The organism is Streptomyces sp. NPDC020958, from assembly GCF_055562175.1.
This window is the reverse complement of sequence record NZ_JBVHFU010000003.1, coordinates 782,091-795,673: the sequence shown is the minus strand read 5'-3', so window position 1 is coordinate 795,673 and position 13,583 is coordinate 782,091. Positions and strand designations below refer to the sequence as shown.

General features: G+C 68.9%; 12 protein-coding genes and 3 pseudogenes. 4 read left to right on the top strand and 11 right to left on the bottom strand.

The window, feature by feature from the left end; all coding sequences use genetic code 11:
* Nucleotides 1-726 precede the first annotated feature (726 nt).
* Nucleotides 727-876 carry a hypothetical protein gene (locus ACZ3KP_RS13845; RefSeq protein WP_467499212.1) on the bottom strand — a complete coding sequence of 50 codons (150 nt, stop codon included), beginning with the start codon at nucleotides 874-876 and terminating at the stop codon, nucleotides 727-729.
* Nucleotides 877-1,162: 286 nt separating this feature from the next.
* Here ACZ3KP_RS13845 and ACZ3KP_RS13840 point away from each other — a divergent pair, with 286 nt between their 5' ends.
* Nucleotides 1,163-1,852, top strand: a complete 690-nt coding sequence (locus ACZ3KP_RS13840; protein ID WP_467499210.1) for an undecaprenyl-diphosphate phosphatase — start codon at nucleotides 1,163-1,165, stop codon at nucleotides 1,850-1,852.
* Nucleotides 1,853-2,031: 179 nt separating this feature from the next.
* Here ACZ3KP_RS13840 and ACZ3KP_RS13835 read toward each other — a convergent pair whose 3' ends face one another.
* The 4 genes and pseudogenes from ACZ3KP_RS13835 to ACZ3KP_RS13820 form a co-directional block, all read right to left on the bottom strand.
* Entirely contained in the window at nucleotides 2,032-2,643 is a 612-nt protein-coding gene (locus ACZ3KP_RS13835; RefSeq protein WP_467499208.1) for a sulfocyanin-like copper-binding protein, read from the bottom strand.
* On the bottom strand, nucleotides 2,640-2,915 hold the full coding sequence (locus ACZ3KP_RS13830) for an SHOCT domain-containing protein (RefSeq protein ID WP_467499206.1): 276 nt from the start codon (nucleotides 2,913-2,915) through the stop codon (nucleotides 2,640-2,642). Before ACZ3KP_RS13830 ends, ACZ3KP_RS13835 begins: the two co-directional genes overlap by 4 nt.
* Nucleotides 2,916-3,189: 274 nt before the next feature.
* Nucleotides 3,190-3,426 (bottom strand): annotated as a pseudogene (locus tag ACZ3KP_RS13825) (universal stress protein); the annotation flags it as partial.
* 63 nt (nucleotides 3,427-3,489) lie between these two features.
* Nucleotides 3,490-4,383 (bottom strand): annotated as a pseudogene (locus ACZ3KP_RS13820) (GlxA family transcriptional regulator); the annotation flags it as partial.
* 112 nt (nucleotides 4,384-4,495) lie between these two features.
* On the opposite strand from ACZ3KP_RS13820, the gene ACZ3KP_RS13815 reads away from it, so the two are divergent.
* The 3 genes and pseudogenes from ACZ3KP_RS13815 (at nucleotide 4,496) to ACZ3KP_RS13805 (ending at nucleotide 5,605) form a co-directional block, all read left to right on the top strand.
* A complete protein-coding gene (locus ACZ3KP_RS13815; RefSeq protein WP_467499204.1) occupies nucleotides 4,496-4,705 on the top strand; it encodes a hypothetical protein in 210 nt (69 codons plus the stop codon).
* Between the two features lie 106 nt (nucleotides 4,706-4,811).
* Nucleotides 4,812-5,093 (top strand): annotated as a pseudogene (locus tag ACZ3KP_RS13810) (PAS domain S-box protein); the annotation flags it as partial.
* A 77-nt stretch (nucleotides 5,094-5,170) separates the two neighbouring features.
* Nucleotides 5,171-5,605 (top strand): universal stress protein, encoded by a 435-nt coding sequence (locus ACZ3KP_RS13805; protein WP_467499275.1) that lies wholly within the window; start codon nucleotides 5,171-5,173, stop codon nucleotides 5,603-5,605.
* 21 nt (nucleotides 5,606-5,626) lie between these two features.
* Here the strand turns inward: ACZ3KP_RS13805 and ACZ3KP_RS13800 are convergent, their stop codons facing one another.
* The 6 genes from ACZ3KP_RS13800 to kdpF form a co-directional block, all read right to left on the bottom strand.
* Nucleotides 5,627-8,173, bottom strand: coding sequence for a DUF4118 domain-containing protein (locus tag ACZ3KP_RS13800; RefSeq protein ID WP_467499202.1), 2,547 nt, complete (start codon nucleotides 8,171-8,173; stop codon nucleotides 5,627-5,629).
* Nucleotides 8,174-8,175: 2 nt separating this feature from the next.
* Nucleotides 8,176-8,859: a response regulator gene (locus ACZ3KP_RS13795; RefSeq protein WP_467499200.1), complete on the bottom strand. Its 684-nt coding sequence runs from the start codon at nucleotides 8,857-8,859 to the stop codon at nucleotides 8,176-8,178.
* 79 nt (nucleotides 8,860-8,938) lie between these two features.
* A complete protein-coding gene (locus ACZ3KP_RS13790; RefSeq protein ID WP_467499198.1) occupies nucleotides 8,939-9,607 on the bottom strand; it encodes a potassium-transporting ATPase subunit C in 669 nt (222 codons plus the stop codon).
* Between the two features lie 5 nt (nucleotides 9,608-9,612).
* Nucleotides 9,613-11,751, bottom strand: coding sequence for a potassium-transporting ATPase subunit KdpB (gene kdpB, locus ACZ3KP_RS13785; protein ID WP_467499196.1), 2,139 nt, complete (start codon nucleotides 11,749-11,751; stop codon nucleotides 9,613-9,615).
* The gene (gene kdpA, locus ACZ3KP_RS13780) at nucleotides 11,748-13,412 is read right to left on the bottom strand and encodes a potassium-transporting ATPase subunit KdpA (protein ID WP_467499194.1); all 1,665 of its coding nucleotides are present in this window, start codon (nucleotides 13,410-13,412) and stop codon (nucleotides 11,748-11,750) included. The genes kdpB and kdpA overlap by 4 nt, the downstream gene beginning before the upstream one ends.
* 8 nt (nucleotides 13,413-13,420) lie before the next feature.
* A complete protein-coding gene (gene kdpF, locus ACZ3KP_RS13775) occupies nucleotides 13,421-13,510 on the bottom strand; it encodes a K(+)-transporting ATPase subunit F (protein ID WP_037770757.1) in 90 nt (29 codons plus the stop codon).
* Between the last annotated feature and the right edge of the window lie 73 nt (nucleotides 13,511-13,583).

Sequence of the window (13,583 nt, the reverse complement as noted above, 5' to 3'; positions counted from 1 at the left end):
CGTCGTGCCGCAGAAGAAGGGAGCGCGGTCCGGACGCAGGTCACCGTGACGTACAGGCGCCGTCCCGCCGGTCCAGCAACCCCCAATCGGTTTCACCAACGTATCACTTCTTTCAAGAATAGCAACATGAAAGCATCAATTAATAGTGGATCCGTTTCGTTGACGTATCCGCTACTGAGGGTGAAGTGGTGAGCTGCAGACCGGTGACCTACGTGCCCCGAGCACTGCGGGCCGCGGCTCAGCGCAGTGCCTGCGAGTCTGGAGGCGGCGGAGCGGGTCCTCGCCCAGGACGCGGGCGCCTCAATGGATCAGACCGGCAAAGGCGGCGACGACTGTGCAGCGACCGGGGCCGGTGAGCCGCCGCTTCGGAGTCGACCGTGGTAGTAAGTGAGCAGCTCCAGCAAGCCCGTGACAGGCAGGCGGGCCTCTGCTGGAGCACACGAGCCGAGGCCATGCCACCGAGTCAGACCCGAACCGAAGCCGAAGCATGGATCAGCTGGGCAACAGCCTCTGTGGAGTGCCTCGATCCACTGAACACACCGCCCCGGCTGCCCGACGTTCCCAACCCACGGGCCGACGAACTGAAACACTTCCTCGGGCACTGGAGCCCCTACGGCCCCACCTACTGATGCCCGCCCCGCCAACCGTCCGGCCGCACGGAATTGCGGAGGGGGGCAGCGCAACAGCCGCCGCCATCAGCGGCGCCGGAGCCCGGCTGCTTTTCCCTCAGTCCTCGCAAGGACATGCCGCAGAGGGGCGCGCGGCGTCGGCGTGCTCCTCGGTGAGGACGTCCCGCAGGCGGTCGACCACCACCGGGTCGGTCAGGTCGGCGTCCGGACCGGCGTGTTCGCCGTGGGGGGGGGACCGCGCGGCCACCACCTCGTCCTCGTACTCCGAATTCCTGGCACGGAACGCCCATAGGACGAGGTGTGCTTGAGACTGTCTGACCAGGTTGAGGACCCGATCCTGTCATGCACGCTCCCACCCGTGCGTGACCGGGGCGCGCCATGTGCTAAGGGGATCGTTACGGACGAGTGGGCGGGTGCGATGGCAAATCAGGCACTCCCAGATCGTCGCAGGAACGCAGACTGCGTGAGGCGCCGACTGCATCGTCCGCGCCTGCGCAGCCGATCTCACGGCGCAGCCGCACCGGAGCGATCCGGTGCGGCTGCGCCGTCTCAGGGCTCCGCGTAGAGTCCCGGCAGGAAGGACCCCGCGGGGCCTCGCCGTATCACACATCGATCTCACGGCCTGCATCCCGGTGGGCATCGCCGGCGTTGCGCTCGACAAGGTCTTCCGTACGACGCTCGGACGCCCGATCCCCACCGCGATCTTCCTGGCCCTCAACGGCATCGTCCTCTTCGTCACCGAACAGCTGCGGCGCGGCGGCACCGGCCACCGGCGGGCCGGGGCCACTGTCGCCCCCGGCGAACAGCACCTGTCGGCGGACGAGCAGTCGGACCTGCGGATCACCCGCATGACCATCCGCCATGCCGTGACCATCGGCGCCGCCCAGATCCTCGCCCTGCTGCCCGGCATCAGCCGCTCCGGCTCCACCATCAGCGCGGGCATCTTCAAGGGCCTCAACCACGAGGACTCCGCCCGCTTCGCCTTCCTGCTCGCCACGCCTGTCATCGGCGGAGCAGCGCTACTCAAGCTGCCCCCGCTGCTCGGCTCCGAGGGCGACGGCCTGCGCGGACCGCGGCTGGCGGGCAGCGTCGCCGCCTTCATCGCGGCCCACCTCGCCACCCGCTTCCTGGTCCGCTACTTCGAGAACCGGACCCTCATCCCCTTCGCCGTCTACTGCACCCTGGCCGGGCTGGGCAGCCTGGCCTACTTCACCATCGGCTGACCGGGCACCTGCTCGCGCACCAGGCGGTCACCCACCGGACCGCCGCACGGCTCGCGCCGCGGTCTGGCCGCCGTTCCAGGGCGGCACGTCCTGATGCCGGCCGAACCGAGACAACGGCTTCCCGCTGAATCCGGGAACACTCCCGGCCCCCCGGCTCTGGCAGCCGCCGGTTCCCTCGCTCACCGAGTGACGTCCAGCTCTGTGTACATCCCGGCCGCGTAGTGGCCCCGGACATTGCACAGCAGCTCATAGCGGCCCGGCCGCAGCGTCACTGTGGTCCAGGCTGCCGCACCGGGGGCGATGCCGTCTCCGGTACCGCTGCCGCAGGTGCGCGACGCCTCGCCGAGGCTGCCTGCTTCCGATACCCGGCCGTCGGAGCCGATGGCACGTTCGCCGGGGGCTTGGCCCGCCGACAGCGGCAACACGATCACCTCGTGCGCGCGAGTTCCCGCATTGACTACCCGCACAGTCACCTTTCCCGCGGGGATCGTCATCGGGCGGGCCACCATGCGCATCATGCCCATGCCGTACCAGCCGGGACGGCCGTTGTCCGGCCCAGACCAGTTCGGGCCCCTCATCATGCGCCCCATGTCCCACACGGTCACGTCGACTGCACTGCCTTTCGCGGCCGGTGCGCTGCATCGGGCGCTCTGCCCTCGCCAGGAGGCCGGTCCCGTCCCGTGGAAGGAGCCGGACGCGGCCATCAGACCGGTCGTGGCGACACCCAGCACCAACGCCGCGGCAGCAATGGCGATCGCCGACCGCGCGCCTCGGCGGCGATGCGCGCTCATCGGTGCTCCCGAAGCAGCGCATGCCGACGTTTGTACTCGTCCTCGTCGATCTCCCCGCGTGCGAACCGCTCGGCGAGCAGGTCCTCGGCCCGTTGGTCCTGCCACCCGCCCTCGCCGGACGGTGGAGGGGAGTCGGGCTGCTGCTGACGCGCACCGGCGAGGTAGCGCACAAGTGCGACGAGCCCGACGATCAGGACGGCCCAGAACAGCACCATGAACACCGTCATGAAGATCCAGCCGCCCCAGCCCCATCCGTCTCCGTACCACATCATGCCGATCACTTCCCTCGGCCGATTGCTCCAGTGCCATCAGGATCGACCAGTGAGACCTCAGTCGATCTGGGCCACAATTCCCAGATGTAGGGCCGGAGGGCCCAACGGCCCACCCGGCTCCGCCGTCCACAGCTGTAAAGAAATCCTTCGCAGGGCAATGCGTTCCACCCAGGCCGTTCACCACCCTGGATATTCACCGTCACTTCGCGGCCGCCGGCGGCCGACTCTCCTGAACAGTACTGACGCCGAATACCCGAGGAACGCGTGGCGGTGGTCACTCTTTGCCGCGAACCACAGCGACGGAGCAGTGCGCGTGATGCAGCAGGGCCTGGCTGACCGAGCCGAGCAGCAGGCCGGTGAAGCCACCGCGTCCACGTGCACCGGCCACGACGAGTTGCGCGTCATGACTCGCCTCGATCAGCGCCGGGCGGATCCGGGAGCGCACCAGGCACCGCTCCACCGTGACCTGCGGGTAGCGCGTCAGCCACGGGGACAGGGTCTCGTCCAGCAGCCGCTGCTCCTCATCGCGGAGCCTGTCAATGTCGACCACCATGTTCAGCGGGTCGCCCGGCCCCGGGAATCCGGCGAGGGATGCCGTCTGCGTCGCGTTATGCCCCTGGTCGAGTAGAGCTTTCGCCATGTCGAACCGGATCATCTCCACATACCGGGCCGGCGTGGTGGACAGCTCTTCGCGAAAGAGCCGCGTGAGATGCCGGGGGCTCACATTGAGGTGCTTGGCGAGTTCGCCGAGCGAGTGGTTTCCCCCGGGATTCGCCGTGACCACGTCGGTGATCCTTCGAAGGGCCGGAGATCGGGGCGGCGGTCCCTGCAGTGGTGCGGAGAACTGTGACTGGCCGCCCGAACGCTGCAAATAGACCACCAGCGCGCGGGCGACGTCGCGGGTCAGATCAGGGCCGTGATCCTCCTCGACGAGTGCCAGTGCCAGGTCGATGCCGGCGGTCACGCCCGCCGAGGTGTAGGTGGTGCCGTCACGGACGTAGATCGCGTCGGGTTCGACGCGGCTGGCCCGGCAGCGGGCGGCGAGCTCGTGCGCGACCTTCCAGTGCGTGGTCGCGCGCTTGCCGTCCAGGAGGCCGGCGGCGCCGAGGACGAATGCTCCGGTGCAGATGGACGCGACCCGGCCGGCCCGGCCCGCCAGCGTTCGCGTGGCCTCGATCAGATCACGGGAGACCGGTGTGCGCGGGTAGAGGTCTGCGCCGGCCACCAGGAACGTGTCGGGAGCAGGCTCGGTGGGGGCGGCGTCGACCGCGATCCGGATCCCGATGGACGAGGTGACCTCGGCACCGGTCGGTGACACCAGCACGATCTTGCAGTCGGCACCGAGCCGGTTCGCTTCCCCGAACACCTCCGCGGGGCCGACGACGTCCAGGAGTTTGACCCCGTCGTAGACGAGGATCGCACCCGATGCGTGGCGGAGCCCACAACCCCGCTGCCCGCCTGTCCGGATTCGGGTGACTCATGGCCGGACCGAGGGAGCGCCGGACGCCGGGTGGTCGGCAGGGTGGAAGACGGACGCACCGTCCATTCGTAACACACCGATACCGGAAGGAGCAGAGGTCATGAGCGAGATCATCGCGGGGGTGGAGATTCCTGAAACGGCGGCGGTCGCCGAGGCCACCCGCCTTATGCAGGAGATGACCAGCCCGCTCATCTACCACCACTCCCGGCGCGTTTTCGTCTTCGGCGCCCTGCATGCTCACAGGCTCGGCGTGAACCCCGACCCGGAGCTTCTCCACCTGTCCGCCATGTCCACGACACGTGCCTTTTGACGCCTTTTCCGACGTGGAGCAGCGCTTCGAGGTCGATGGGGCTGATCACGCATCGAAGCACGTCTGACGGGTCGAGATCACCGCCGTAGCCACCGTCGGGGGCGGTGTGAACGGACTGCTGGCCCCCGTGCCTGGTAGCTCCATCACTCCTGCTCTGGTTTTGTCCATCCACCAGACAGCCGAGCAGTTGGGGGGACCACATCGCCGGGGGACACAGAAGGGAGAAGCGGTGGGCAGTTCCGCAGCGACAGCAGTCTCCGAGGCTCAGACGGCCATCAAGAGAGTCCGCCCAGCGATAGCTCTCCTGGACGAGCAGGGGACGGTAGTCAGATGGTCACAGGCCGCTCAGCAGCTCGTGGGCTATGCGGCCATGGAGGTGGTGGGGCGATCCGCCGGTGTCCTGTTGGTGGCCGCTGACGACCGAGCAAGGGCTTCACAAGCCGCACGAGAGAGCACCCTCCGGGGCTGCTGGTCCGACCTGAGGGGGATCTTCAGGCACGCCGGTCCCCGTACACCTCCTTCATACTCGACGAGTGGCAGCGCCGGGCGAGGGAGAAGCTGGTCACCGCGCTCACGGAGGTGTTCGGCGCCGGCGTGCCGGATTTTCCCCCGCAGGCTCTCGTCGCCCGGGGTGCTCCGGGGCGTGTGCTCGTACGGATCGCTGAGGGCGAGCAGGACGTTCTGGTCGTCGGTGCTGGGCGGCATGGGTGGCTGCACCGGGTGCTGCGGCCTTCGGTGAGCCGGTACTGCCTCGCCCACGCCACCTGCCCGGTCCTTGCGGTGCCGCCCTCACCACTGGAGGCCGGGCTCAGGGCCGTGCACCGCCATAACGTGCTGGGGCTGCGGCTGGACACGCAGCGGATGTGGAAGGAGTTCGCCACGGCTCCGCCCGTCGTCTGAGGCCCTCGGAGGCTCGGCTGCTCACCTCCTGACGGCGGATGTGCGGTCGGGCTCCACCGGGCGGCGCCCGGGTGCCGTCGGCAGGGTGAGGACCATGGTGAGGCCGCCGCCGGGGGTGTCCTCGGCGTTGAGGGTGCCGCCGATGGCCTCGGCGAAGCCGCGCGCGACCGCAAGGCCAAGGCCGACGCCGGCGCCGCGCGGTGAGTCGCCGTAGCGCTGGAAGGGTTCGAAGATGCGGGACTTGGCCTCGTCCGGGACGCCAGGACCGCGGTCCACGACCCGGACCTCCACCCGGTCGGCGATCGCGCTGGCCGAGACCAGGACCGGCTCCCCCGGCGGGCTGTACTTCACCGCGTTCTCGACCACGTTGGCGACCGAGCGCTCCAGCAGGCCGCGGTCGACGTCGACCATCGGCAGGGTCTCCGGGATATCCAGCTCCACGCTGTCCTCGGGGACGCCGCCCAGCGCCATCGGGATCACCTCGTCCAGGTCGGTCTCGCGGATGATCGGCGTGACCGTGCCAGTCTGGAGGCGGGACATGTCGAGGAGGTTGCCGACGAGGTGGTCGAGGCGGTCGGCGCCCTCCTCGATGGCTTCCAGGAGGTCGGCCTGGTCCTGGGGCGACCAGTCGACGTCGTCGGAACGGAGGGAGGTGACGGCGGCCTTGATGCCGGCGAGCGGGGTGCGCAGGTCGTGACTGACGGCGGCGAGCAGGGCGGTGCGGATGCGGTTGCCCTCGGCCAGTTCCTTGGCCTCGTCGGCCTTCTGCTGCAGGCGCTGGCGGTCCAGGACGACGGCGGCCTGAGCGGCGAAGGCCGCGAGCACCCGGCGGTCCTCGGCGGGCAGGACACGGCCGGAGAGGGCGAGTGACATGTGGTCGCCGACGGGCACGTCGACGTCCGCGTCGTCGGGGGTGGTGCAGGGGCGGGGGCCGACGCTGCCGGCGCAGGTCCAGGGCGCGATGTCGCTCTCGCGTTCCAGGAGGGCGGCCGACTCCATGCCGAAGGTCTCGCGGACCCGGTCAAGGAGGGCTTCCAGGGTGGTCTCGCCGCGCAGCACATTGCCCGCGAGGAAGGAGAGGATCTCGGACTCGGCCCTCAGCCGGGCGGCCTGGTGGGTGCGGCGGGCGGCCAGGTCCACCACGGACGCGACGGAGACGGCTACGCCGAAGAACACGGCGATGGCGACGATGTTCTTCGGGTCGGCGATCGTCCAGGTGTGGACTGGTGGGGTGAAGTACCAGTTCAGCAGGGCGGATCCGACCACCGCCGAGGCCAGGGCGGGGAGGAGGCCGCCGAGCAGGGCCGCCGCCACCGTCAGGGTCAGGAACAGGAGCATGTCGTTGGCGAGCCCGATGTCGGGGATGACATTGCTCAGGAGCCAGGTCAGCAGCAGCGGTCCGGCGATTCCGGTCAGCCAGCCCCAGATCAGCCTGGTCCGGCCGAGCCGCGCGCCCCTGCCGGGGACGGGAAGTCCTCGGCCCTTGCCCACCTCGTCGTGGGTGATGAGGTGGACGTCGAGGTCGGGGCCGGATTCCCGGGCCACCGTCGCGCCGACGCCGGGACCGAAGACGTACTGCCAGCCCTTACGGCGGGAGACGCCGAGGACGATCTGGGTGGCGTTGACGCCTCGGGCGAAGTCGAGCAGGGCGGCGGGGATGTCGTCGCCGACGACGTGGTGGAAGGTGCCGCCCAGGTCCTCCACGAGGGTGCGCTGGACGGCCAGTTCCTTCGGGGAGGCCGACGTCAGGCCGTCGCTGCGGGAGATGTAGACGGCCAGGACCTCGCCCCCGGCTCCCTTCTCGGCGAGCCGGGCAGCGCGGCGGATGAGGGTGCGTCCCTCGGGGCCGCCGGTGAGTCCGACGACGATCCGTTCGCGCGAGCCCCAGATCGTGGAGACGCGGTGCTCGGCACGGTACTCGGTCAGGTACGCGTCGACCCGGTCGGCCACCCACAGCAGCGCCAGCTCACGCAGCGCCGTGAGGTTGCCGGGGCGGAAGTAGTTCGACAGGGCCGCGTCGACCTTGTCCGGCTTGTAGATGTTGCCGTGCGCCATCCGGCGGCGCAGCGCCTCCGGGGACATGTCGACCAGCTCGATCTGGTCGGCCCGCCGTACCACCTCGTCCGGCACCGTTTCGCGCTGCCGCACCCCCGTGATCGACTCCACGACGTCCCCCAGCGATTCGAGGTGCTGGATGTTGACCGTGGAGATCACGTCGATCCCGGCGGCGAGCAGTTCCTCCACGTCCTGCCAGCGCTTGGCGTTGCGCGAGCCGGGGACGTTGGTGTGGGCGAGTTCGTCGACCAGGGCGACCTGGGGGTGTCGGGCGAGGACGGCGTCGACGTCCATCTCGGTGAAGGTGCTGTCCCGGTACGCGATCTCCTTGCGCGGCACCTGTTCCAGGCCGTGCAGCATCACCTCGGTGCGCGGCCGCCTGTGGTGCTCGACGAAGGCGACGACGCAGTCGGTGCCCCGCTCCACCCGGCGGTGCGCCTCGGAGAGCATGGCGTAGGTCTTGCCGACGCCGGGTGCCGCGCCGAGGTAGATCCGGAGCCTGCCGCGTGCCATGTTCACCCTTCGTAGCGGTAGCCCATGCCGGGCTCGGTGATGAGATAGCGGGGGTGGGAGGGGTCCGATTCCAGTTTGCGGCGCAGCTGGGCCATGTAGACGCGCAGGTAGTTGGTCTTGTTGCTCTGGGAGACCCCCCACACCTCCTGGAGCAGCTGCTTCTGGGTGATCAGGCGGCCGGGGTTGGTCACCAGGATCTCCAGCAGGTGCCATTCGGTGGGGGTCAGGCGCACGTCGCGCCCGTGCCGTACGGCCTTCTTGGCGAGCAGATCGAGGGTGAAGTCCTCCGTCTCCACCAGCGTCGTCTCGGGGACCAGCGGGGTGTCCTCGGTGCGTCGGACGGCGGCCCGCAGCCGGGCCAGCAGCTCGTCCATACTGAACGGCTTGGTGACGTAGTCGTCGGCGCCGGCGTCGAGGGCCGCGACCTTCTCGTCGGACGCCTGACGGGCGGAGAGGACCAGGATCGGGACACGGGTCCAGCCGCGCAGGGCCGTGATGACATCGACGCCGTCCATGTCGGGCAGACCGAGATCGAGCATCACCACGTCCGGCTGGCGGGCGGCGGCCAGGCGGAGCGCGGTGGCTCCGTCGGGGGCGGCGTCCACGCCGTAGTGACGTGCCTGCAGGTTGATCACGAGGGCCCGTACGAGCTGCGGGTCGTCCTCCACCACGAGCACCCTGGTCATGGGTGTGTGCCTCTCCTGTCATGCCTGCGGGAGTCGGCACCCCTGGGGTGCCGACTCCCTCGCGGATCGCGTAAGGCGGTCACTTCTTCGCCACAAGGTCCTTGAGCGCGATGTTCAGCTCCAGGACGTTCACCCGGGACTCGCCCATGAAGCCCAGGGTCCTGCCCTCGGTGTGGTCCTTGACCAGCTTCTCCACCGCGGAGACGGGCAGGCCGTTCTTCGCGGCGACGCGGTGCACCTGGAGTTCGGCGTAGGCCGGGGAGATGGCCGGGTCCAGTCCGGAGCCGGAGGAGGTCACCGCGTCCGCGGGTACGTCCGACGGCTTGACCGTGTAGCCGGGCACCGAGTTGTCCTTGACGACCGCGGCCTTGGCGTCCTGCACCTGCTTGATCAGCACCTTGCTGTCGGCGGACAGGTTGGTGGCGCCGGACAGGATCAGCTTGTACTGCGTGTTGACGCTGTTCGCGCCGAGGCCGTTGGCCGGGCGGCCCTGGAACCACTCCAGGTCCGCGTCCGGCGTCTGCTGCCCCTTCTTCAGCGGAAGGTTGTACGACTGTCCGATCAGGGACGAGCCGACGACCTTGCCGTTCGCCTTGATCTCGGAGCCGTTCGCCTTGTCGTGGAACAGCCCCTGGGCGATGCCGGTGATCACCAGCGGGTAGACGACGCCGGTCACCAGGGTCAGCACGAGGAGGGCGCGCAGGCCCGCCCCGAGCAACCGGGCGGTGTTCGTTACGGAGTTGTTCATGGCGATCAGCCGATTCCGGGGATGAGGGAGATGAGCAGGTCGATGAGCTTGATGCCGATGAAGGGGGCGATCAGGCCGCCGATGCCGTAGATCCCGAGGTTGCGGCGCAGCATCTTGTCGGCGCTCATGGGCCGGTACTGCACGCCTTTCAGGGACAGCGGCACCAGCGCGATGATGATCAGCGCGTTGAAGATCACCGCGGAGAGGATCGCGGAGTCGGGCGAGGACAGGTGCATGATGTTCAGCTTGTCCAGGCCCGGGTAGACCGCGGCGAACAGCGCCGGGATGATCGCGAAGTACTTCGCGACGTCGTTGGCGATGGAGAACGTCGTCAACGCGCCCCGGGTGATGAGGAGTTGCTTGCCGATCTCGACGATCTCGATGAGCTTGGTCGGGTTGGAGTCGAGGTCGACCATGTTGCCGGCCTCCTTGGCGGCCGACGTACCGGTGTTCATCGCCACACCGACGTCCGCCTGTGCGAGAGCGGGCGCGTCGTTCGTGCCGTCACCGGTCATCGCGACGAGCTTGCCGCCGGCCTGCTCCCGCTTGATCAGGGCCATCTTGTCCTCGGGAGTGGCCTCCGCGAGGAAGTCGTCGACGCCCGCCTCCTCGGCGATGGCCTTCGCGGTCAGCGGGTTGTCACCCGTGATCATGACCGTCTTGATGCCCATGCGGCGCAGCTCCACGAACCGCTCGCGCATGCCCTCCTTGACGACGTCCTTCAGGTAGATAACACCGAGGACCCGGGCGCCCTTGTCGTCGCGCACGGCGACCAGCAGCGGGGTGCCGCCGGCCTCGGAGATGCGGCTGGCTGTCGCGTCCGCGTCCTCGGAGACCGTGCCGCCCTGCTCCTCCACCCAGGCGATGACCGAAGCCGTTGCACCCTTGCGGATCTTCCGGCCGTCGACGTCCACACCCGACATACGCGTCTGAGCGGTGAACTCGATCCACTCGGCGCCGACCAGTTCGCCCTGGTGCCGCTCGCGCAGCCCGTACTTCTCCTTGGCGAGGACGACGATCGAGCGGCCCTCCGGAGTCTCGTCCGCGAGGGACGACAGCTGAGCAGCGTCCGCGACCTCCGCCTCGGTGGTGCCCCTGACAGGTACGAACTCGGCGGCCTGACGGTTGCCGAGGGTGATGGTGCCGGTCTTGTCCAGCAGCAGGGTGGACACGTCGCCGGCGGCCTCGACCGCTCGGCCGGACATGGCCAGGACGTTGCGCTGGACGAGTCGGTCCATGCCGGCGATGCCGATCGCGGAGAGCAGGGCTCCGATCGTGGTCGGGATCAGGCAGACCAGCAGGGCGACGAGGACGACCATGGTCAGGTGCGTGCCCGCGTAGTTCGCGAACGGCGGCAAGGTCGCCACCGCCAGCAGGAAGACGATGGTCAGCGAGGCCAGCAGGATGTTCAGCGCGATCTCGTTCGGTGTCTTCTGCCGGGCCGCGCCCTCGACCAGGTTGATCATCCGGTCGATGAAGGTCTCACCGGGCTTCGTCGTGATCTTGATGACGATCCGGTCGGACAGGACCTTCGTACCGCCGGTCACCGCGCATCGGTCACCGCCGGACTCGCGGATGACCGGCGCGGACTCACCGGTGATCGCCGACTCGTCCACCGACGCGACGCCCTCGACGACGTCGCCGTCACCGGGGATGACATCACCTGCCTCGCAGACGACCAGGTCACCGATGGTCAGCTCGGTGCCCGCAACCTGCTCCTCGGACGCGCCGTCCGCGAGCAGCCGGCGGGCGACCGTGTCGGTCTTGGCCTTGCGCAGCGTGTCGGCCTGGGCCTTGCCCCGGCCCTCGGCGACCGCCTCCGCCAGGTTCGCGAAGATCACCGTCAGCCACAGCCAGGCGCTGATCGTCCAGCCGAACCAGTCGCTCGCATGCTGGAAGGAGAAGACGGTGGTCAGGACGGAGCCGATCCACACCACGAACATCACGGGCGACTTGACCATCACCCGCGGGTCGAGCTTGCGGAAGGCGTCCGGCAACGACTTGACCAGCGCCTTGGGATCGAAGAGGCCCGCTCCGACACGGCCCTCGGCGGGCTTGTGCCCGGTGGGGACGTCGCTGTGCGGCGCCCGGGTGGGAGTGGCTGTGGACATCGAGTCCTCTTGCTTTTCTGTGCGCGTGGTCATGACGCCAGCCCCTCGGCCAGCGGACCCAGCGCGAGGGCCGGGAAGTAGGTCAGACCGGTGATGATCAGGATCGCGCCCACCAGCAGGCCGGTGAACAGCGGCTTCTCGGTGCGCAGGGTGCCCGCGGTCACCGGCACCGGCTTCTGCTCTGCGAGGGAGCCGGCCAGCGCCAGCACGAACACCATCGGCAGGAAGCGGCCCAGCAGCATCGCGAGCCCGGTCATGGTGTTGAACCAGTCGGTGTTCGCGTTCAGACCGGCGAAGGCCGAACCGTTGTTGTTCGACGCGGACGTGAACGCGTACAGGACCTCGGAGAACCCGTGCGCGCCGGAGTTGAGCATGGAGTGCGGCGGGGTCGGCAGGGCCATGGAGGCGGCGGTGAAGACCAGCACCAGGGCGGGGGTGATCAGGATGTAGCAGGCGGCGAGCTTCATCTCGCGGCCGCCTATCTTCTTGCCCAGGTACTCGGGCGTACGGCCCACCATCAGACCGGCGATGAACACCGCGATGACCGCCATGATCAGCATGCCGTAGAGACCGGAGCCGGTGCCGCCGGGCGCGATCTCGCCCAGCATCATGCCCAGCATGGTGATGCCGCCGCCGAGGCCGGTGAAGGAGGAGTGGAAGGAGTCCACCGCACCGGTCGAGGTCAAAGTCGTGGACACCGCGAAGATCGAGGAGCCGCCGACGCCGAAGCGGACCTCCTTGCCCTCCAGCGCACCGCCCGCGGCCTGGAGCGCCGGGCCGTGGTGGGCGAACTCCGTCCACATCATCAGGGCGACGAAGCCGAACCAGATGACGCCCATGGTCGCGAGGATCGCGTAGCCCTGCTTCACCGAGCCGACCATCACGCCGAAGGTGCGGGTCAGCGAGAACGGGATCACCAGGAGCAGGAAGATCTCGAACAGATTGGTGAACGGGGTCGGGTTCTCGAAGGGATGGGCCGAGTTGGCGTTGAAGTAGCCGCCGCCGTTCGTGCCCAGCTCCTTGATGGCCTCCTGCGAGGCGACCGCGCCGCCGTTCCACTGTTGCGAGCCGCCCATGAACTGGCCGACCTCGTGGATGCCGGAGAAGTTCTGGATCGCACCGCACGCGACCAGCACGATCGCGGCGATCGCAGCACCCGGAACCAGGATGCGCAGTGTGCCGCGCACCAGGTCGGCCCAGAAGTTGCCCAGCTCACCGGTGCGCGAGCGGGCGAAGCCGCGCACCAGCGCCACGGCGACGGCGATGCCGACGGCCGCGGAGACGAAGTTCTGCACGGCCAGACCGGCGGTCTGCACGACGTGGCCCATGGTCTGCTCGCCGTAGTACGACTGCCAGTTGGTGTTCGTCACGAACGAGACGGCCGTGTTGAACGACTGCGCCGGGTTCACCGACGAGAACTTCATCGAGCCGGGCAGCACGCCCTGCAGCCGCTGCAACAGGTAGAGGAACAGGACGCTGACCGCCGAGAAGGCCAGCACACCGCGCAGGTACGCGGGCCAGGTCATCTCGGTGTCCGGGTTGGCACCGATGGCCTTGTAGATCCACTTCTCGACGCGCAGGTGCTTGCGCGAGTCGTAGACCTTGGCCATGTAGGTGCCGACGGGGACGTAGGCGAGCGCCAGTGCGCCGATGAGGGCGAGCAGCTGGAGCACGCCCGCAAGTACCGGACTCATGTCTGTTCTCAGAACCTCTCCGGGAAGATCAGGGCGAGGACGAGATAGCCCAGCAGGGCGACGGCCACGACCAGGCCGACGACGTTTTCGACGGTCACAGCTTCGTCACCCCCTTGGCGACAAGGGCCACCAGCGCGAAACCCGCGAGCACGGTGACGACGAAGGCCAGAT

Excerpts from the sequence above, each read along its gene's own strand:
- ACZ3KP_RS13835 (WP_467499208.1), bottom strand. The coding sequence starts at position 2,643 with ATGAGCGCGCATCGCCGCCGAGGCGCGCGGTCGGCGATCGCCATTGCT.
- ACZ3KP_RS13830 (WP_467499206.1), bottom strand. The coding sequence starts at position 2,915 with ATGATGTGGTACGGAGACGGATGGGGCTGGGGCGGCTGGATCTTCATG.
- ACZ3KP_RS13815 (WP_467499204.1), top strand. The coding sequence starts at position 4,496 with ATGAGCGAGATCATCGCGGGGGTGGAGATTCCTGAAACGGCGGCGGTC.
- ACZ3KP_RS13800 (WP_467499202.1), bottom strand. The coding sequence starts at position 8,173 with ATGGCACGCGGCAGGCTCCGGATCTACCTCGGCGCGGCACCCGGCGTC.
- ACZ3KP_RS13795 (WP_467499200.1), bottom strand. The coding sequence starts at position 8,859 with ATGACCAGGGTGCTCGTGGTGGAGGACGACCCGCAGCTCGTACGGGCC.
- ACZ3KP_RS13790 (WP_467499198.1), bottom strand. The coding sequence starts at position 9,607 with ATGAACAACTCCGTAACGAACACCGCCCGGTTGCTCGGGGCGGGCCTG.
- kdpB (WP_467499196.1), bottom strand. The coding sequence starts at position 11,751 with ATGACCACGCGCACAGAAAAGCAAGAGGACTCGATGTCCACAGCCACT.
- kdpA (WP_467499194.1), bottom strand. The coding sequence starts at position 13,412 with ATGAGTCCGGTACTTGCGGGCGTGCTCCAGCTGCTCGCCCTCATCGGC.